This window comes from Serratia surfactantfaciens (assembly GCF_001642805.2).
GTDB classification, from domain to species: Bacteria; Pseudomonadota; Gammaproteobacteria; order Enterobacterales; family Enterobacteriaceae; genus Serratia; species Serratia surfactantfaciens.
The window spans coordinates 4,916,225-4,934,195 of record NZ_CP016948.1 but is presented as its reverse complement, the minus strand read 5'-3'; the positions used below and the strand labels follow the sequence as shown (position 1 = coordinate 4,934,195).

The window sequence follows — 17,971 nt, the reverse complement described above, 5'->3', positions numbered from 1 at the left end:
GAAACGCGGTGCAACCTATGCAGAAGCCTGTTCATCAGGCGTGATTGTCGCCGCCAGTTTGCCTTCGGCCAGCGCGCACCAACCGCAGCGTACACGCAGTACGTGAGGATTGGCAGCACTGCCCGGAGGCAAGATGGCCAGTAAAATAGCCTGATGGGCAGGCCTCACATGAATTATCACCAGTATTACCCGATCGACGTAGTCAACGGCCCCGGCACCCGCTGCACGCTATTTGTCGCCGGCTGCGTGCACCAGTGCCCCGGCTGCTACAACAAAAGCACCTGGCGGCTCAACTCCGGCCAGCCGTTTACCCCGGCGCTGGAAGAGCGCATCATCGCCGACCTGAACGATACACGCGTGCCGCGCCAGGGGCTGTCGCTCTCCGGCGGCGATCCGCTGCACCCGGCCAACGTGCCGAGCATCTTAACGCTGCTGAAACGGGTGCGCGCCGAGTGCCCCGGCAAGGATATCTGGCTGTGGACCGGCTACCGGCTGGCGGAGCTGGACGCGCAGCAAATGCAGGTAGTGGACAGGATCAACGTACTGATCGACGGCAAGTTCGTGCAGGATTTGAAAGACCCGGCGCTGATCTGGCGCGGCAGCAGCAACCAGGTGGTGCATAGGTTGCGTTGAGCTAGCTGCACAGACTTGAGCTGGCAGCGCTACGGCATGGCGTTAATCTGATGGGCTGCTTTGTGCCAGGAGCGGATGTTGCGAACATTACGACACATTCAGTCAAGATATCTAAAATCACATGGCACGGTTATACGTGGGTGTTTACATTACCTTGATGAAAGTAAGGCAATGATGCAAGAATGGGTCGATCAGTTGGAAAAGTACTCTTCTAATCAAGAATAGGACAAATGAAGACCAATCAGCGTCATATCTGAACAAGGATGCTAAAAGAATAAATGCTATTTGAGTATGCCCTCCATAAAAATACAAACAAGATTGTTCACGTTGATTCCGTTCCTAACGGCAAACGCTGTGAATGCATCTGTAAGAACTGTGGGGACGCTCTGGTAGCAAAGAACAACGGTAGGGTAGTCAGACACCATTTCTCGCATACAACAAAAGAAGAAAGCCGAGACTGTCAAATGACACAGTTGCACATCGGGATGCAACAACACTTCTTATCGATATCCAAGTTTACCCTTCCCCAAAATTCGTTATCCCTAGATGATACTGACTTCTTTGTTCCTGAATTTACCACAGACGTCAGTAAATCATCCCTCGAGTACAAGATCGGCAAATACTGGGCAGATGTGTACCTAGAAACAGGTGTTGGTGATGTAGCAATCGAAGTCTGGGTTACCCATGAATGTGATGAAGAGAAGAGACAATATTATATCGACCAGCAGATTGATTCGATTGAGTACCGTTTTCCACCGAATGAAAACAGGAGCATTGACGAATGGGTCGCTCTACTAAAAGTTAACAGCGTAGACTACAAATGGATCTACCACTCAGCTCTGGAGAAAAAGAAGCTCAAGCATTTGGAAAAGGTTGAACAAGAAAAGCAGCGAGCCAAAGCTGAAAGAGAATCTAAAGTACACGAACTCGTTAAGCGTTCTATGAAAGATAAAACGCTGTATCTCCCCTGCATACGTCAAGACATAGAACTCGAACACAATGGTAATACGCATAACATAAATCGAGAGGTATTTACTGCTCGCACCGTTACATGTCAAAAAGTCTCGCTGATGTTTGAGTCTGATGAGTGTGTCATTCTCGATGTAGTTACTGGAGGCAGAACGATCAGAGTTGCTTATTCATACTCAAGCTGTATTCCTGAATTGCTGCCTCTTGCTGATAAATATGCGATATGTAATTACTTTGACGATGAATCTAACGTCATTCATTGCTCATGGTTGAAACATCCTTCTGTAGAGGTAAGCATTCAGAAAAGAAGGAGCCAATATATACTAGAGTTAATTAATATCGAAAAATTACGTCATATAAAAGAAGAGGTTGAATCGCTAGCCTCCGAGTACTCAAACGGATACAACACATTTTTCAAGAAACACTATTCGTTTTGGAAAGAATGGATGATTAAGAGACATCTTTTCAAACCAGTATTAGACAAGAAAGGCCCCTCTTTCCCACGACACCTGAAAATGAATCGAAAACATGAACAACTATGGCCTTTTCAGACGTTTCACATTCTTGTTTTAAGTACTCTTGCCGAAATCGTCGATTCATACCCGATTAAAAAACCAATATATTACCGGGATCTATTCATGGAAATAGCACAACATTATGGTTTGTCAGAGCAATATCAAAATATATTAAAAGAATTTAAATCCTTGAAGAGGTCTTCTTCTTTTGATGAGCTTATCGATGAAGAGAGCATTATAGAAAAATCTCTTGAACCCTATGCAGCGCTTGAGCTTGTGTTATTGCGAAAAGATCATGTTATAAGAAAAGACTCTCTGGTATCCTCATTGAAAGTTTAATTAGCGAACAAAATAATATAATTATTCTGAATTAACGCAGTATAGGCATTATGATACCCTGCTTTTTATCAACTTCACCACCTATGTCTATTTTAGGTTGATCAGATTAACATTTCGAATAAACAAGTTATTAATTCACATCCTGTGTGTCCGCTTCTCGCTCAAAGCCGCTTGGTAGATAACGCAGTCTTCTACCCACAAAACCTGACAGCCCAGCCCCAGAGCTAAGCCCCCTCATCCCCCTCGCCAATAACGCCCCCTTAAATAAAGCCATTCGTTTTTCTACCTCCGAATGGCTGAGATAAACCGCGGTGCCATTTCTTAAGCGTTCGAGGGCGGCATCCACCCTTTCACGCAACGCTTGCTCCAGCAACATCGCCTCTACGTCCATTTCAGGTTTATTCCGCTGTTCCATTTCCATCTCCTCCTTGAGACAGCATCAAGTCACGAATCCGTTACACCAACCCCATCCCCACCACGCCGGTCAGTGCGCCGCACAGCGCCACCAGCGCCGCCGTCAGGCACAGCGCGCGGGCGGAGAAGGCCTTGTTGAGCATCAGCAGCGAAGGCAGGCTGACCGCCGGCAGGGTCATCAGCAGCGCCAGCGCCGGGCCGGCGCCCATGCCCGCCAGCATCATGGTCTGCACGATCGGGATTTCTGCTGCGGTGGGGATAACGAACAGGCAGCCGACGATCGCCAGCGCGATGATCCACAGCAGGCTATTGTCGACGGCGCCGTCGGCGTGCGGGAACAGCCAGACCCGCGCCGCCCCCAGCGCCAGCACCGCCAGCACGTAGATCGGGATGGTCGACCAAAACAGCGCCCACAGCGCTTTGCCCCAGCGGGCAAGGAACGGCCGCTCATCGCTCTGCGCCGTCATCACCGGCGGCTGCGGCGCGGCGGGCTGCGGGTCGTTGGCGGTCACGCGCTGCACCAGCCAGGCGATACCCAGCACCATCACCACGCCCGCCACCAGGCGGATGGCGGCGAACGGCCAACCGAGCACAAATCCCATGAACACCAGCGTCGCCGGGTTCAATACCGGGTTGGCGAGCCAAAAGGCCAGCGCGGCGCCGCTGGACACCGACTGGCGGCGCATGCCGGCGGCGACCGGCGCGGCGCAGCAGGTGCACATCATGCCCGGCAGCGCGATCAGCGCCCCCAGCACGGTGCCGGAAAAACGCCGGTGGCCGAGCGTGCGCGCCAGCCAGTCGCGCGGGATCAGCACCTGCACCAGCGAACCTAACAGCACTCCGAGCAGCGCCGCCTTCCATACTGCGGTGAAGTAGACCAGCGCGTACTGCCAGGCCGCCAGCCAGGGGCTCGCGGCACCGTCGGCCAGGATCGATTTGCCGATCGAATGGCTGTCCGCCGCCACGAACGCCTTGCCGTAGTAAGGCTGCCATTTGACGTAGTAGAGGCCGACGGCCACCACCAGCAGAAACAGGATCGGTTTCCACAGCGGCCAGGCGCGTGGGGCGTGTTCAGGGGCGTTCAGAGGTTGCGGCATGGTAGCGGCCAGAGTCAGTCAACAGTGGTGCCAGCATAGCGCGCCGCCGCCGCCCGTGCACGTTCGGGCTGTCCTAAATAGTTCATCTGTTCGCCACCGAGGCGTAACGCGATTGTCATCTGCGCCCGTCACCATGATGCCAACTTGAAAACCACAGGGTAGACGCACGATGAAACGCACCGCTTCCGCCTTCATCGCACAGCCATCGGTATGACGAGGTTTTTATTATGATGGAGTTATCTAGACATCCGACCACTTATCCCACCCGCTATCAGCAGATCGCCGCGCAGCTGGAACAGGAGCTGCGCACGCAGTACCGCTGCGGCGACTACCTGCCTTCGGAACAACAGTTGGCCGAGCGTTATCAGGTCAATCGCCACACCCTGCGCCGCGCGGTGGATCAGCTGGTGGAACGCGGCTGGCTGCAGCGCCGCCACGGCGTCGGCATTCTGGTGCTGATGCGGCCTTACGACTACCCGCTGCACGCCAACACCCGCTTCAGCCAGAACCTGTTCGAGCAGGGCAGCCATCCCACCAGTGAGCGCTTACTCGCTGTCTTGCGCCCGTGCAATGGGCATGTTGCCAGCGCGCTCTCGCGTGAGGAAGGCGAAATGGTGATCCACCTGCGCACTCTGCGCCGGGTCAACGGCGTACCGATGAGCGTCATCGACCACTATCTGCCGGATCTGGACTGGTGGCCGGCGCTGCAGCAGTTCCACAGCGGTTCGCTGCACCAGTTTATCGAGCAGCACCTGCAGCAGCCGCTGACCCGCCGCCAGACGCGCATCAGCGCGCGCCGCGCGCAGGCCAAAGAGAGCCGGCTGCTGGAGATCGCCACCCACGCGCCGCTGCTGTGCGTGCGCACCCTTAACGTCCGCAGCGGCGGCGAAGACGTGGCGGAATACTCCGTCAGCCTGGCCCGTGCCGACATGATTGAACTGACGATGGAGCACTGAATGCACGCCTTAGAGTCGAGACAACGCTGGATGTCGGTGCTGGCGCACAGCCAGCCCGAGCAGCTGCGCAGCCACTGGCAGGCGCTGAACCTCAGCCCGGGTTACCGCAGCATCCGCGCGCCGGAGATCGGCCTGGCCCAGCTGCAGGGGCGCATGGGCGCCACCGGCCGCCGCTTCGTGCTGGGGGACATGACCGTCACCCGCGCGGTGGTGCTGCTGGACAACGGCGGTTACGGCTACAGCTATATCGCCGGGCGCGACAAGGCGCACGCCGAGCTGTGCGCGTTGGCCGATGCGCTGCTGCAACAGCCGGAACACGGCGAACGCCTGCAACAACAGCTGATCGCGCCGCTGGCTGCACTGCAGCACGAACAGCGCCAGCTGCGCGCCCGGGCGATCGCCGCCAGCCGGGTGGACTTCTTTACGCTGGTGCGAGGGGATTAAGCCATGAGTTTATTGACCGGTTTTGAACAACCGATAGACCAATCGCAGCACGCTTTCCGTTTGATTCTTAAAGCCTTGAGCGAACCGGGCTACCGGGTGACGCTGCCGAACGGCCCGGCCTGGGCGCCGCTGAACGCCGCCAGCACCGCCGCGCTGCTGACGCTGGCCGATCAGGAAACGCCGCTGCAGCTGTGCGCTGCGCTCAATAGTGAGCAAGTGCTAACAAACATTCGTTTTCACAGCGGCGCGCCGCTGGCCACCGCGGCGCAGGAGGTCTGTTTTGCCCTGTTCGATGAGCACGTTCAGGCCGCCGATCTGCAGGCGTTGCCGCATGGCACTGAAATCTCGCCGGAATGCGGCGCCACGGTCATCGTGCAGCTCGCCGAGCTGGAGAACGGCGCCGCGCTGCGCCTGACCGGCCCCGGCATCGAGAGCCAACGCCTGATCGCGCCACGCCTGCCGCCGGCGCTGCTGGATTTCCTGGTCAACCGCCCGCAGCGCTTCCCGCTGGGGCTGGATATTTTGCTGACCTGCGGCGATCGCCTGCTGGCGATCCCGCGGACCACCCGCGTGGAGGTGTGCTGATGTACGTAGCGGTAAAAGGGGGCGAAAAAGCCATTGAGGCGGCCCATCAGCTGCAGGAACAGCTGCGGCGCGGCTACAAGGCGCTGCCGGCGATCGGCGCAGAACAAATCGAACAGCAGCTGGGGCTGGCGGTGGATCGGGTGATGACCGAAGGCGGCATCTACGATCGTGAGCTGGCGGCGCTGGCCATCAAACAGGCCAGCGGCGATCTGGTGGAGGCGATTTTCCTGCTGCGCGCCTATCGCACCACCCTGCCGCGCCTGGCGGTCAGCGAGCCGCTGGCCAGCGAAAACATGCGGCTGGAGCGGCGCATCTCGGCGGTTTACAAGGACTTGCCCGGCGGGCAGGTGCTGGGGCCGACCTACGACTACACCCACCGGCTGCTGGACTTCGCGCTGCTGGCGGAAGGCGAAGCGCCGCGTGCGCCGCAGGCCGACGAACCGCTGCCGGACAACTGCAGCCACGTGTTCGATCTGTTGTGTCGCCAGCAGCTGGCGCGCGAAGAGCAGGACGACGGCAGCGCGCCGGACGACATCACCCGCAACCCGCCGGTTTACCCTTGCTCGCGCTCGGCGCGCCTGCAGCAGCTGGTGCGCGGCGACGAAGGCTTCCTGCTGGCGCTCAGCTACGCCACCCAGCGCGGCTACGGCCGCAACCACCCGTTCGCCGGCGAGATCCGCACCGGCCACGTTTCGGTGGAGATCGTGCCTGAAGAGCTCGGTTTCGCCATCGATATCGGCGAGATCCTGCTGACCGAGTGCGAAATGGTCAACGGCTTCGTCGATCCAAAGGACCACCCGCCGCACTTCACCCGCGGTTACGGGCTGGTGTTCGGCCGCGCCGAACGCAAGGCGATGGCGATGGCGCTGGTAGACCGCGCATTGCAAAGCCCCGACTACGGCGAAGGCGTCGCCGGCCCGACGCAGGACGAAGAGTTCGTGCTGGCCCACGCCGACAACGTCGAGGCCGCCGGCTTCGTCTCCCATCTCAAGCTGCCGCACTACGTCGACTTCCAGGCCGAACTGGAGCTGCTCAAGCGGCTGCGACAGGAATACAGCGAGCGTCAGGAGGCCCGCGATGAGTGAAGTATTGACCGGCTATAACCTCGGTTATCTGGACGAGCAGACCAAGCGCATGATCCGACGCGCCATCCTGAAGGCGGTGGCGATCCCCGGCTATCAGGTGCCGTTCGGCGGCCGCGAGATGCCGATGCCCTACGGTTGGGGCACCGGCGGCATTCAGCTCACCGCCAGCGTCATCGGCCGCGCCGACGTGTTGAAGGTGATCGACCAGGGCGCCGACGATACCACCAACGCGGTGTCGATCCGCCGCTTCTTCCAGCGCGTCGCCGGGGTGGAAACCACCGAACGCACGCCGGAGGCCACGCTGATCCAAACCCGTCACCGCATTCCGGAAACCGCGCTGCGCGAAGACCAGATCCTGATCTATCAGGTGCCGATCCCGGAGCCGCTGCGCTTTATCGAACCGCGCGAAACCGAGACCCGTAAAATGCACGCGCTGGAGGAGTACGGCGTGATGCAGGTGAAGCTGTATGAGGACATCGCGCGCTACGGCCATATCGCCACCACCTACGCCTACCCGGTGAAGGTCAACGATCGCTACGTGATGGATCCGTCACCGATCCCGAAATTCGACAACCCGAAAATGCACATGATGCCGGCGCTGCAGCTGTTCGGCGCCGGGCGTGAGAAACGCATCTACGCCCTGCCGCCATTCACCAAGGTGGAGAGCCTGGACTTCGACGACCATCCGTTCAGCGTGCAGCAGTGGGACGAACCCTGCGCGCTGTGCGGCTCGCGCCATAGCTACCTGGACGAGGTGGTGCTCGACGATCGGGGCAACCGCATGTTCGTCTGTTCGGACACCGACTACTGCCGGCAGCAGCTGGCGCAATCTTCGCAAGAGGCGCAGCACTGATGACTTCCACCCCTTTGAGCACCACCCCGCTGCTGTCGGTGAACCGGCTCACCCACCTGTACGCCCCCGGCAAGGGCTTCAGCGACGTGTCGTTCGACATCTACCCCGGTGAAGTGCTGGGCATCGTCGGCGAATCCGGCTCCGGCAAAACCACGCTGCTGAAATCGATCTCGGCGCGGCTGGCGCCGCAGCACGGGCAGATCCTTTACCGCCCGCAGGCGGACCAGGAGCACGACCTGTACGCCATGGCGGAGAGCGATCGCCGCCGCCTGCTGCGCACCGACTGGGGCGTGGTGCATCAGCATCCGCTCGACGGGCTGCGGCCGCAGGTCTCCGCCGGCGGCAACATAGGCGAGCGGCTGATGGCTATCGGCCAGCGCCACTATGGCGACATTCGCCGCCAGGCCGGCCAGTGGCTGGAGGACGTCGAAATCCCGCTGTCGCGCCTCGACGATCTACCGACCACCTTCTCCGGCGGCATGCAGCAGCGGCTGCAGATCGCCCGCAATCTGGTCACCCACCCCAAACTGGTGTTTATGGACGAGCCGACCGGCGGGCTGGACGTGTCGGTGCAGGCGCGCCTGCTCGATCTGCTGCGCAACCTGGTGGTGGAGATGCAGCTGGCGGCGGTGATCGTCACCCACGATCTCGGCGTGGCGCGGCTGCTGGCCCACCGCCTGCTGGTGATGAAACAGGGCGAAGTGGTGGAGAGCGGCCTGACCGACCGGGTGCTGGACGATCCGCACCACCCCTACACCCAGCTGCTGGTTTCTTCGGTGCTGTCGTAACCCAAGGCGATAACAGATGACTATGCAAATCCGAGTTGAACATCTCAGTAAAACCTTTGTGCTGCATCAGCAATACGGCACCCGCCTGCCGGTGCTGCACGACGCCAACCTGACGGTCCACGGCGGCGAATGCGTGGTGCTGCACGGCCACTCCGGCAGCGGCAAATCCACCCTGCTGCGCTCGCTGTACGCCAACTACCTGCCGGACAGCGGCCATATCTGGATCAACCATCAGGGCGACTGGCTGGACATGGTCAGTGCCGACGCGCGCCAGATTCTGGCGGTGCGCCGCCATACGCTGGGCTGGGTCAGCCAGTTCCTGCGGGTGATCCCGCGCATCAGCGCGCTGGAGGTGGTGATGCAGCCGCTGCTGGAACAGGGCGTCGAGCGCGCCGAGTGCCGTGAACGCGCCGAAGCGCTGCTCGCTGCGCTCAACGTGCCGCAGCGCCTGTGGCCGCTGGCGCCGTCCACTTTCTCCGGCGGCGAACAGCAGCGGGTGAACATCGCGCGCGGCTTTATCGTCGATTACCCGATCCTGTTGCTGGACGAACCGACCGCCTCGCTCGACAGCCGCAACAGCGCGGCGGTGGTGCAGCTTATCGAACGCGCCAAGGCGCGCGGCGCGGCGATCGTCGGCATTTTCCATGATGAAGGCGTCCGCCGACAGGTCGCCGACCGGCTTTATGACATGCAGGCGCCGCAGGCGCTGGAGGCCCTCTGATGATCGTCAATAACGTTAAGCTGGTGCTGGATGACCAGGTGGTGCAAGGCTCGCTGGAGATGCAGGACGGCGTGATCCGCAGCTTCGCCGACGGCCCAAGCCGGCTGCCACAGGCGCTGGACGGCGACGGCGGCTGGCTGCTGCCGGGGCTGATCGAGCTGCATACCGACAACCTGGACAAGTTTTTCACCCCGCGCCCGAACGTCGACTGGCCGGCCCATTCGGCGATGAGCAGCCACGATGCGCTGATGGTGGCCAACGGCATCACCACGGTGCTGGACGCAGTGGCGATCGGCGACGTGCGCGACGGCGGCCACCGGCTGGAAAACCTGCAGAAGATGATCGACGCGGTGATCCACAGCCAGCGCGCCGGGGTGAACCGCGCCGAGCATCGGCTGCACCTGCGCTGCGAGCTGCCGCACGAGAGCACCCTGCCGCTGTTCGAACAGCTGATGGACAAGCCGGGCGTGTCGCTGGTGTCGCTGATGGACCATTCGCCGGGCCAGCGCCAGTTCGCCTCACGCGAAAAATACCGCGAATATTATCAGGGCAAATACCACCTCAACGATCAGCAGATGAGCAAGTACGAGGAGCAGCAGGTCGCCCTGTCCGCCCGCTGGGCCGCACCGAACCGCGAGGCGATCGCCGCCCACTGCCGCGCGCGCCGCATCTCGCTGGCCAGCCATGACGACGCCACCGCCGAGCACGTGGCCGAATCCTGCGCGCTGGGCAGCGCGATTGCCGAGTTCCCCACCACCGAGGCGGCCGCCCGCGCCTCGCACCAGCAGGGCCTGCAGGTACTGATGGGCGCACCGAACATCGTGCGCGGCGGTTCCCACTCCGGCAACGTGGCGGCGCACCATCTGGCGGCGCTGGGCGTGCTGGACATTCTCTCTTCCGATTATTACCCGGCCAGCCTGCTGGACGCGGCGTTTCGCCTCGCAGCGGACGAGCGCAACGCCTACGATCTGCCCCAGGCGGTGCGTATGATCACCCGCAACCCGGCGCGGGCGCTGGATCTGCAGGATCGCGGCACCCTCGCCGAAGGATTGCGGGCGGATCTGGTGCTGGCGCGGCCGCACGGCGAGCACGTTTACGTGCAGAACGTGTGGCGTCAGGGCAGGCAGGTGTTCTGATGGCGCGGCTCATCTATCTGATGGGGCCTTCCGGCGCAGGCAAGGACAGCCTGCTGGCCGCGCTGCGGGCCGACGCCGACCACGCGCCGCTGGTGGCGCACCGCTATATCACCCGGCCGGCGGACGCCGGCTGCGAGAATCACATCGCGCTGAGCGAACCGGAATTTCTGCGCCGCCGCGCCAAGGGGCTGTTCGCGCTCGACTGGCAGGCGCACCAGCAGCGCTACGCGTTTGGGATCGAGGTGGATCTTTGGCTGCTGCAAGGGATCGACGTGGCGGTCAACGGTTCGCGCGCCCACCTGCCGCAGGCACAGCAGCGCTATGGGGCGCAGCTGCTGCCGGTGTGCCTGCAGGTCAGCGCCGCGATCCTGCGCCAGCGCCTGCAGGATCGCGGGCGAGAAGGCGCCGAGCAGATCGAGCAGCGGCTGGCGCGGGCGGCGGAATATCAGCAGAGTCTGCCCGCCGGCTGCCGGGTGCTGCACAACGACGGCCCACTCGACGACACCCTGGCGGCGCTGCTGGCGCTGCTGCCCACCACTACCCGACAAACTCAGGACGCGACGCCATGAACGACTTCGCCCAGCCGAAAATCGGCGACAACGTGACCCTTAACCGCACCCGGCTCGGCCAGTATGTGCACCTGGCCGACGATGCAATCCTGGAAGAAGTGGAGATGGGGGACTACTCCTACACCGCCGGGCACAACCAGATCTTTTACGCCACTATCGGCAAGTTCGTCTCCATCGCCTCCTATGCGCGCATCAATCCCGGCAACCACCCGACCTACCAGCGCATCGCGCAGCACCACTTCACCTACCGCGCTTCCGAATACGGGCTGGGGGAAGATGACGCGGCGTTCTTCGACTGGCGGCGCGAGCACCACGTTACCGTTGGCCACGACGTGTGGATCGGCCATAACGCCATCCTGATGCCGGGCGTCAGCGTCGGCAACGGCGCAGTGATCGGCAGCGCGGCGGTGGTCACCAAGGATGTGGAGCCCTACAGCATCGTCGCCGGCGTGGCGGCCAAAAAGATCGGCATGCGCTTTGACGACGTGCTGATAGAACGCATCGAACGCAGCCGGTGGTGGCACTGGGATCACGCTACGCTGCAGGCGCGGCTGGCGGATTTTCGCGACATCAACCGCTTTGCGCAGCAGTACCTTTAACGGAGGGGAGCGATGCAACTGACCTTTCTCGGCACCGGCGGCGCGCAGCAGGTGCCAGTATTCGGCTGCGACTGCCTGATCTGCCAACGGGCGCGGCGCGAGCCGGCATTTCGGCGACGAGCGTGCAGCGCCATGCTCAACTATCAGGGGGAAACGACCTTATTGGATGCGGGATTACCGGCTTTGGAGCGGCGATTTTCGGCGGGGCAAATTCAACGTTTTTTACTGACACATTACCACATGGATCACGTTCAGGGGTTATTTCCTTTGCGTTGGGGGTGCGGAAATTCCATTCCGGTATATGGCCCGCCGGATGAACAGGGCTGCGACGATCTGTTCAAACACCCCGGCATTCTGGCGTTTCAGCCGCCGCTGGCGCCCTTCGCCACCGTCGAACTGGGCGGCATGCGCATCACCCCGCTGCCGCTGCAACACTCCAAACTGACCCACGGCTATCTGATCCAGGCGGCGGGCGCTTCACTGGCCTACCTGACCGACACCGTCGGCCTGCCGCCGGCCACCGCCGACTATCTGCAGAACGTGGCGCTGGATCTGCTGGTGCTCGATTGCAGCCTGCCGCCTCAGCCGCAGGCGCCGCGCAACCACAACGATCTGACCCGCGCGCAGGAAACGCAGCGCTTGCTGCAGCCCAAACGCACGCTGCTGACGCACATCAGCCATCATCTCGATCGGTGGCTACTGGACCACGAACTGCCCGCCGGGCTGGAGCTGGCGTTCGATCACCTCAGCGTCAGCCTCGGTAGCAGTGCAGCCGATCCGACTCCAGCACCCTGACCCCTTCACCCGGCGTGAACGCCTGCTGCAACAGCGTCTGCGCCACGTCTTTGGCGGCGACCGCCCGCCATTTGCCGGGCAGCAGCCTGAACAGCGGCAGCGTGAGGCGCTCCATCAGGCGCGGCGCAGGGCGATCCCCCACCAGCATGGAGGGCCGCACCAGCGTCAGGCGCGGCCAGTGCTGTTCGCGCAGCGCCTGCTCCATCTCGCCTTTGGTGCGGTTATATAAGAAGGTGGAATCCGCATTGGCGCCCAACGCGCTCACCACCAGACAGTGCTGCGCCCCCAACCGGCGGCCGGTCAGCGCGCTCTCCACCACCAACTGGTAATCGACATAGCGGAAGGCATCGGCGCTGCCCGCCGCCTGGCGGGTGGTGCCCAGGCAGCAGAACACCAAATCGACCGGCTGTTGCAGGCTACTCAGTAACTCGAACAGCGCGTCGCCGACCGGATTGGTCAGCTTGCCGTGCGGCGGCAACGGCGTGCGCGTCGGCGCCACGATGGCCGTTATCTGCGGATCGTTTTGCAACCGCTGCAGTAACTCTCGCCCCACCAGCCCGGTTGCGCCGACTAACAGTGCTCGCGCCATGCAATCTCCCGTTGTAATCAATACGTCGACTTAAAGTATAGACCGCGCCCAGTGTAGCTTCTTGCCGAAGCCGAGGGTGTTGTCGGTCATCTTCACCTCGTGCAGATCCAGCCGCCAAACCGAGGCCTTCATCGCCCTGGCGATCGGGAAACGCTTGCAGTAACGCGCGCGCGCCGCCTCGGCCTCTTCGCCGCTCAGCAGCACCGCCTCGGCGCGGTACTGCACGCCGCGGATCAGCGCGATGCTTTTCGGCTTCGGCGCGATGGTACCGACCACCCGGCCGTTGTTCAGCATCAGCCCGCCGTGGCGGGTGTGCAGTTCGGTCATCAGCCACAGCGCCATCGTCGCGGCGTCGAACACGTAAAAACAGTTGGCGCACCACATGTCGAGGCCGTCGCCGGCGCACAGCGTCAAGACGTGTTGCTTACCGATGAAATCCGCAATCTGCTGCCGTTGTTCTGGGGTATTCAAGATCAATCGCCTCCCTGTTCACTCGCCTCATCTTACCCTGCGTTGTTGAAGCGAGTCACAAATAACGATAATCGCCAAAAAACAAAAGTGAATATAAAAACAAAAGTAGTGAATTTTTATTTACTTCAGCATAAAGCAGGCTGATAACATAAATAACACAACACAGATTTATTTGATCGTTATACAGCCGGTTATTTGACCGCTTTTTTTATTCCTTCCCGATCACCATTGAAATTAAGCGTTCAGGGCTCGCGAACATTAGCAATTCATTTACATGCCAACCTCTGCACCCGGATGATACTTATGCAACACATTGCATAACCGGTGAATAGTTATTTATCAAAACCGGCATTTATGTGATTCTCATCACGATTTTCAGCGAATCTTGCGCTAAAATAGCGCCATCTTTTCACTCAGCAAGGTGGATTAGAAAATGGAAAACAATAACCGAAAAATGGCACACATCAGGCGTACAACCCATATTATGATGATGGCTCATCGCAGCTGCTTTAGCTTCGCATTCTTCAACTACAGATAACCCTCCCCTTCGCTCTTACGCCGTTGATAAGAGTGTCTTTGCGTTTCACTTTATTCTCCGCACTCCGGTGATAATGTCTCTTTCTCGCTAACCGGGAAGGACACGCAATGCATTTTTAATTTCGGCCAAGCGCATCCAAGCCAAATAAAACAACGAACACAGTTAATGCCTTTCGGCATCACTGGGTTCTCGCACACCTTTATTTTCGTGAAGGCGTTAACGGCAAATGGAATTATTTGCCGGCGGACTGCCTTTGCCTGAAGAATGAGAAAAATGAAAAATTTAAAAATTGCCGCCAACACCCAAACCCTCGGCTGCTTTGAAACTGAACGCGACATCGTCGATGTGCATCACAGCGATTTCAATGACGTCGCCGCCATCGTGCTGTCGGTAGACGACGTCGCGCAAGGCATGGTGGCGCGCATCGAAGAACACGGCCTGAACATCCCGCTGTTCGTCGCCGTCTGCTGCGAAGAAGAGCTGGATAACGCCGTCTTGCCGGCGCTGCACGGCGTGTTTGAACTGTGCGGCAAGAATACCCAGTTCTACGGCAAACAGCTGGAGGCCGCCGCCGCCAAATATGAGAGCGAGCTGCTGCCGCCGTTCTTCAACACGCTGACGCAGTACGTGGAAATGGGCAACGCCACCTTCGCCTGCCCCGGCCACCAGGGCGGCGAGTTCTTCCGCAAACACCCGGCGGGCCGCCAGTTCTTCGACTTCTACGGCGAAACGCTTTTCCGCTCCGACATGTGCAACGCCGACGTCAAACTGGGCGACCTATTGATCCACGAAGGCGCACCTTGCGCCGCGCAGCAACACGCCGCCAAGGTGTTCAACGCCGACAAGACCTACTTCGTGCTCAACGGCACCTCGGCCTCGAACAAGGTGGCGACCAACGCCCTGCTGACGCGCGGCGACCTGGTGCTGTTCGACCGCAACAACCATAAATCCAACCACCACGGCGCGTTGATCCAGGCCGGTGCTACGCCGGTATATCTGGAAACCGCCCGTAACCCGTTCGGCTTTATCGGCGGCATCGACGCGCACTGTTTCGACGAACGCTACCTGCGCCAGCAGATCCGCGAAGTGGCGCCGGAACGCGCCAACGAGGCTCGCCCGTTCCGCCTGGCGATCATCCAGCTTGGCACCTACGACGGCACCATCTACAACGCCCGTCAGGTGGTCGACAAGATTGGCCATCTTTGCGACTACATCCTGTTCGACTCCGCCTGGGTGGGCTATGAGCAGTTCATTCCGATGATGAAAGACTGCTCGCCGCTGCTGCTGGAGCTGAACGAAAACGATCCCGGCATCATCGTCACCCAGTCGGTGCACAAACAGCAGGCCGGTTTCTCGCAGACCTCGCAGATCCACAAAAAAGACAAGCATATCAAGGGGCAGAGCCGCTACTGCAACCACAAGCGCTTCAACAACGCCTTTATGCTGCACGCCTCCACCAGCCCGTTCTACCCGCTGTTCGCCGCGCTGGACGTCAACGCCAAGATGCACGAGGGCAAAAGCGGCCAGCGCCTGTGGCAGGAGTGCGTGCGCGTGGGCATCGAAGCGCGCAAAATGCTGCTGGATACCTGCACGATGATCAAACCGTTCGTGCCGGATCAGATCGACGGCAAGCCGTGGCAGGCCTATGACACCGTGGCGATGGCCAACGATCTGCGCTTCTTCAACTTCGTGCCCGGCGAGAAATGGCACGCCTTTGAAGGCTATGCCGAATCGCAGTATTTCGTCGATCCGTGCAAACTGCTGCTCACCACGCCGGGCATCGATACCGCGACCGGCAGCTACAGCGAGTTCGGCATCCCGGCGACCATTCTGGCCAACTACCTGCGCGAAAACGGCATCGTGCCGGAAAAATGCGATCTCAACTCGATCCTGTTCCTGCTGACGCCGGCGGAAGACATCGCCAAGATGCAGCACCTGGTGGCCCTGATCGCCCGCTTCGAGAAACACATCGAGCAAAACTCCCTGCTCAGCGAGGTGCTGCCTGCGGTCTATAAAAACCACCAGCAGCGCTACAAAAACTACACCATCCGCCAGCTGTGCCAGGAAATGCACGACCTTTACGTCAGCTACGACGTTAAAGAACTGCAAAAAGAGATGTTCCGCAAAAGCTATTTCCCACGCGTGGTGATGAACCCGCAGGACGCCAATACCGAGTTCGTGCGCGGCAATGTGGAATTGGTGTCGCTGGCCAAGGCCGAGGGCCGCATCGCCGCCGAAGGCGCCCTGCCTTACCCACCAGGCGTGCTGTGCGTGGTGCCTGGTGAAATTTGGGGCGGCGCCGCTCAGCGTTATTTCCTGGCACTGGAAGAAGGCATCAACTTATTGCCGGGATTCGCACCGGAATTGCAGGGCGTTTATATCCAACAGGATGAGGACGGCTGGAACCGCGCTTACGGCTACGTCATGAAAAATTAATCACCTTACGGGGCGGCGATTATTCTCGTCGCCCGGATCGCATCCTAAAAGAGAAAATGATCATGAGTAAGTCCAATAATAAAATGGGGGTCGTGCAATTAACGATCCTGACCGCCGTGAATATGATGGGTTCCGGCATAATTATGCTTCCGACCAAGCTGGCCGAAGTGGGCACGATTTCGATCGTTTCCTGGCTGGTGACCGCCGTCGGCTCGATGGCGCTGGCCTACGCCTTCGCCAAATGCGGCATGTTCAGCCGTAAATCCGGCGGCATGGGCGGCTACGCCGAGTATGCCTTCGGTAAATCAGGCAACTTTATGGCGAACTACACCTACGGCGTTTCGTTGCTGATCGCCAACATCGCCATCGCCATTTCCGCCGTCGGCTATGGCACCGAGCTGTTTGGCGCTACGCTCAGCCCGCTCGGGATCTGCATCGCCACCATCGGCGTACTGTGGCTGGCGACCGTCGCCAACTTCGGCGGCGCGCGCATCACCGGCAAAATCAGCGGCATCACCGTCTGGGGCGTGATCATTCCGGTGGTGGGCATCTCGATCGTCGGCTGGTACTGGTTCAGCGGCAGCGCCTACGTCGCCGCCTGGAACCCGCATCAGGTGCCGACCTTCGAAGCCATCGGCGCCTCCATCTCAATGACCCTGTGGGCGTTCCTGGGGCTGGAATCCGCCTGCGCCAACACCGACGTGGTGGAAAACCCGGAGCGCAACGTGCCGATCGCCGTACTGGGCGGCACCCTCAGCGCGGCGGTGATCTATATCGTTTCGACCAACGTGATCGCCGGCATCGTGCCGAATATGGATCTGGCCAACTCCACCGCCCCATTCGGGCTGGCGTTCTCCCACATGTTCAACCCGACGGTCGGCAAGATCATCATGGCGCTGATGGTGATGTCCTGCGTCGGCTCGCTGCTCGGCTGGCAGTTCACCATCGCGCAGGTGTTCAAATCCTCCGCCGACAGCGGCTTCTTCCCGAAAATCTTCTCCAAGCTGAGCAAGGCCGATGCGCCGGTTAAAGGCATGCTGACCATCGTCGTCATCCAGAGCGGTTTGTCGCTGATGACCATCAGCCCGTCGTTGAACAAACAGTTCAACGTGCTGGTGAACCTGGCGGTGGTGACCAACATCATCCCGTACATCCTGTCGATGGCGGCGTTGGTCATTATTCAGAAAGTGGCGAAGGTGCCGGACAACAAGGCGCGCATCGCCAATATCATCGCCGGCATCGGCGCGTTGTACAGCTTCTACGCGCTCTACAGCTCCGGTGAAGAAGCGATGATGTGGGGCGCCATCGCCACCTTCCTCGGCTGGACGCTGTACGGCATCGTTTCGCCGCGCTTCGAGCTGGCGGGAAAAAAGGGGTAAAGCGGTAAGGCACCGGCGGCCGGGGATGGGATTGTGGCGGCGAACATGCCATCATACGCC

At 60.3% G+C, this 17,971-nt stretch carries 20 protein-coding genes; 16 read left to right on the top strand and 4 right to left on the bottom strand.

Annotated features, from left to right (window positions below; translation table 11 throughout):
• The first annotated feature begins 168 nt into the window (after positions 1-168).
• Positions 169-633 carry an anaerobic ribonucleoside-triphosphate reductase-activating protein gene (gene nrdG / locus ATE40_RS23045; RefSeq protein WP_063918044.1) on the top strand — a complete coding sequence of 155 codons (465 nt, stop codon included), beginning with the start codon at positions 169-171 and terminating at the stop codon, positions 631-633.
• 464 nt (positions 634-1,097) lie between these two features.
• A complete protein-coding gene (locus tag ATE40_RS23040; RefSeq protein ID WP_244889057.1) occupies positions 1,098-2,456 on the top strand; it encodes a hypothetical protein in 1,359 nt (452 codons plus the stop codon).
• Positions 2,457-2,586: 130 nt separating this feature from the next.
• Here the strand turns inward: ATE40_RS23040 and ATE40_RS23035 are convergent, their stop codons facing one another.
• Both ATE40_RS23035 and ATE40_RS23030 read right to left on the bottom strand, forming a co-directional pair.
• The gene (locus ATE40_RS23035) at positions 2,587-2,877 is read right to left on the bottom strand and encodes a hypothetical protein (RefSeq protein ID WP_063918042.1); all 291 of its coding nucleotides are present in this window, start codon (positions 2,875-2,877) and stop codon (positions 2,587-2,589) included.
• A 34-nt stretch (positions 2,878-2,911) separates the two neighbouring features.
• A complete protein-coding gene (locus tag ATE40_RS23030) occupies positions 2,912-3,967 on the bottom strand; it encodes a permease (RefSeq protein ID WP_063918041.1) in 1,056 nt (351 codons plus the stop codon).
• 227 nt (positions 3,968-4,194) lie between these two features.
• On the opposite strand from ATE40_RS23030, the gene phnF reads away from it, so the two are divergent.
• From phnF to phnP, 11 genes are read left to right on the top strand one after another with little or no spacing between them, the layout of a single operon-like run.
• A complete protein-coding gene (phnF, locus tag ATE40_RS23025) occupies positions 4,195-4,923 on the top strand; it encodes a phosphonate metabolism transcriptional regulator PhnF (protein WP_015376439.1) in 729 nt (242 codons plus the stop codon).
• A complete protein-coding gene (gene phnG / locus ATE40_RS23020; RefSeq protein WP_063918040.1) occupies positions 4,924-5,367 on the top strand; it encodes a phosphonate C-P lyase system protein PhnG in 444 nt (147 codons plus the stop codon).
• Between the two features lie 3 nt (positions 5,368-5,370).
• Positions 5,371-5,952 carry a phosphonate C-P lyase system protein PhnH gene (gene phnH, locus ATE40_RS23015; protein WP_063918039.1) on the top strand — a complete coding sequence of 194 codons (582 nt, stop codon included), beginning with the start codon at positions 5,371-5,373 and terminating at the stop codon, positions 5,950-5,952.
• Entirely contained in the window at positions 5,952-7,037 is a 1,086-nt protein-coding gene (locus ATE40_RS23010) for a carbon-phosphorus lyase complex subunit (protein ID WP_063918038.1), read from the top strand. The genes phnH and ATE40_RS23010 overlap by 1 nt, the downstream gene beginning before the upstream one ends.
• Positions 7,030-7,890 (top strand): alpha-D-ribose 1-methylphosphonate 5-phosphate C-P-lyase PhnJ, encoded by an 861-nt coding sequence (locus tag ATE40_RS23005; RefSeq protein ID WP_004933420.1) that lies wholly within the window; start codon positions 7,030-7,032, stop codon positions 7,888-7,890. The genes ATE40_RS23010 and ATE40_RS23005 overlap by 8 nt, the downstream gene beginning before the upstream one ends.
• Positions 7,890-8,678, top strand: a complete 789-nt coding sequence (gene phnK / locus ATE40_RS23000) for a phosphonate C-P lyase system protein PhnK (RefSeq protein WP_060444784.1) — start codon at positions 7,890-7,892, stop codon at positions 8,676-8,678. Before ATE40_RS23005 ends, phnK begins: the two co-directional genes overlap by 1 nt.
• A 16-nt stretch (positions 8,679-8,694) precedes the next feature.
• Positions 8,695-9,399: a phosphonate C-P lyase system protein PhnL gene (phnL, locus tag ATE40_RS22995; RefSeq protein WP_019453319.1), complete on the top strand. Its 705-nt coding sequence runs from the start codon at positions 8,695-8,697 to the stop codon at positions 9,397-9,399.
• Positions 9,399-10,535 (top strand): alpha-D-ribose 1-methylphosphonate 5-triphosphate diphosphatase, encoded by a 1,137-nt coding sequence (phnM, locus tag ATE40_RS22990; protein WP_063918037.1) that lies wholly within the window; start codon positions 9,399-9,401, stop codon positions 10,533-10,535. The genes phnL and phnM overlap by 1 nt, the downstream gene beginning before the upstream one ends.
• Complete coding sequence (phnN, locus tag ATE40_RS22985; RefSeq protein ID WP_063918036.1) at positions 10,535-11,104, top strand: ribose 1,5-bisphosphokinase; 570 nt, start codon at positions 10,535-10,537, stop codon at positions 11,102-11,104. Before phnM ends, phnN begins: the two co-directional genes overlap by 1 nt.
• Positions 11,101-11,703, top strand: a complete 603-nt coding sequence (locus ATE40_RS22980) for a DapH/DapD/GlmU-related protein (RefSeq protein WP_063918035.1) — start codon at positions 11,101-11,103, stop codon at positions 11,701-11,703. The genes phnN and ATE40_RS22980 overlap by 4 nt, the downstream gene beginning before the upstream one ends.
• A gap of 12 nt (positions 11,704-11,715) precedes the next feature.
• Entirely contained in the window at positions 11,716-12,498 is a 783-nt protein-coding gene (gene phnP / locus ATE40_RS22975; RefSeq protein ID WP_063918034.1) for a phosphonate metabolism protein PhnP, read from the top strand.
• Here the strand turns inward: phnP and ATE40_RS22970 are convergent.
• On the bottom strand, positions 12,455-13,087 hold the full coding sequence (locus tag ATE40_RS22970) for an NAD(P)H-binding protein (RefSeq protein WP_063918033.1): 633 nt from the start codon (positions 13,085-13,087) through the stop codon (positions 12,455-12,457). The genes phnP and ATE40_RS22970 overlap by 44 nt on opposite strands.
• A 30-nt stretch (positions 13,088-13,117) precedes the next feature.
• Positions 13,118-13,558 (bottom strand): YhbP family protein, encoded by a 441-nt coding sequence (locus ATE40_RS22965; protein WP_063918417.1) that lies wholly within the window; start codon positions 13,556-13,558, stop codon positions 13,118-13,120.
• Positions 13,559-13,991: 433 nt separating this feature from the next.
• On the opposite strand from ATE40_RS22965, the gene speFL reads away from it, so the two are divergent.
• The 3 genes from speFL to potE all read left to right on the top strand — a co-directional run bounded on the left by speFL (position 13,992) and on the right by potE (position 17,911).
• Positions 13,992-14,096, top strand: a complete 105-nt coding sequence (gene speFL, locus ATE40_RS24525; RefSeq protein WP_004933443.1) for a leader peptide SpeFL — start codon at positions 13,992-13,994, stop codon at positions 14,094-14,096.
• Between the two features lie 273 nt (positions 14,097-14,369).
• On the top strand, positions 14,370-16,532 hold the full coding sequence (gene speF / locus ATE40_RS22960) for an ornithine decarboxylase SpeF (protein WP_063918032.1): 2,163 nt from the start codon (positions 14,370-14,372) through the stop codon (positions 16,530-16,532).
• 62 nt (positions 16,533-16,594) lie between these two features.
• Positions 16,595-17,911 (top strand): putrescine-ornithine antiporter, encoded by a 1,317-nt coding sequence (potE, locus tag ATE40_RS22955; RefSeq protein ID WP_025159595.1) that lies wholly within the window; start codon positions 16,595-16,597, stop codon positions 17,909-17,911.
• Positions 17,912-17,971: the final 60 nt, after the last annotated feature.

Bases quoted from the DNA above. Each gene is read 5' to 3' on its own strand.
- nrdG (WP_063918044.1), top strand. From the start codon at position 169: ATGAATTATCACCAGTATTACCCGATCGACGTAGTCAACGGCCCCGGC.
- ATE40_RS23040 (WP_244889057.1), top strand. From the start codon at position 1,098: ATGACACAGTTGCACATCGGGATGCAACAACACTTCTTATCGATATCC.
- ATE40_RS23035 (WP_063918042.1), bottom strand. From the start codon at position 2,877: ATGGAAATGGAACAGCGGAATAAACCTGAAATGGACGTAGAGGCGATG.
- ATE40_RS23030 (WP_063918041.1), bottom strand. From the start codon at position 3,967: ATGCCGCAACCTCTGAACGCCCCTGAACACGCCCCACGCGCCTGGCCG.
- phnF (WP_015376439.1), top strand. From the start codon at position 4,195: ATGATGGAGTTATCTAGACATCCGACCACTTATCCCACCCGCTATCAG.
- phnG (WP_063918040.1), top strand. From the start codon at position 4,924: ATGCACGCCTTAGAGTCGAGACAACGCTGGATGTCGGTGCTGGCGCAC.
- phnH (WP_063918039.1), top strand. From the start codon at position 5,371: ATGAGTTTATTGACCGGTTTTGAACAACCGATAGACCAATCGCAGCAC.
- ATE40_RS23010 (WP_063918038.1), top strand. From the start codon at position 5,952: ATGTACGTAGCGGTAAAAGGGGGCGAAAAAGCCATTGAGGCGGCCCAT.
- ATE40_RS23005 (WP_004933420.1), top strand. From the start codon at position 7,030: ATGAGTGAAGTATTGACCGGCTATAACCTCGGTTATCTGGACGAGCAG.
- phnK (WP_060444784.1), top strand. From the start codon at position 7,890: ATGACTTCCACCCCTTTGAGCACCACCCCGCTGCTGTCGGTGAACCGG.
- phnL (WP_019453319.1), top strand. From the start codon at position 8,695: ATGACTATGCAAATCCGAGTTGAACATCTCAGTAAAACCTTTGTGCTG.
- phnM (WP_063918037.1), top strand. From the start codon at position 9,399: ATGATCGTCAATAACGTTAAGCTGGTGCTGGATGACCAGGTGGTGCAA.
- phnN (WP_063918036.1), top strand. From the start codon at position 10,535: ATGGCGCGGCTCATCTATCTGATGGGGCCTTCCGGCGCAGGCAAGGAC.
- ATE40_RS22980 (WP_063918035.1), top strand. From the start codon at position 11,101: ATGAACGACTTCGCCCAGCCGAAAATCGGCGACAACGTGACCCTTAAC.
- phnP (WP_063918034.1), top strand. From the start codon at position 11,716: ATGCAACTGACCTTTCTCGGCACCGGCGGCGCGCAGCAGGTGCCAGTA.
- ATE40_RS22970 (WP_063918033.1), bottom strand. From the start codon at position 13,087: ATGGCGCGAGCACTGTTAGTCGGCGCAACCGGGCTGGTGGGGCGAGAG.
- speFL (WP_004933443.1), top strand. From the start codon at position 13,992: ATGGAAAACAATAACCGAAAAATGGCACACATCAGGCGTACAACCCAT.
- speF (WP_063918032.1), top strand. From the start codon at position 14,370: ATGAAAAATTTAAAAATTGCCGCCAACACCCAAACCCTCGGCTGCTTT.
- potE (WP_025159595.1), top strand. From the start codon at position 16,595: ATGAGTAAGTCCAATAATAAAATGGGGGTCGTGCAATTAACGATCCTG.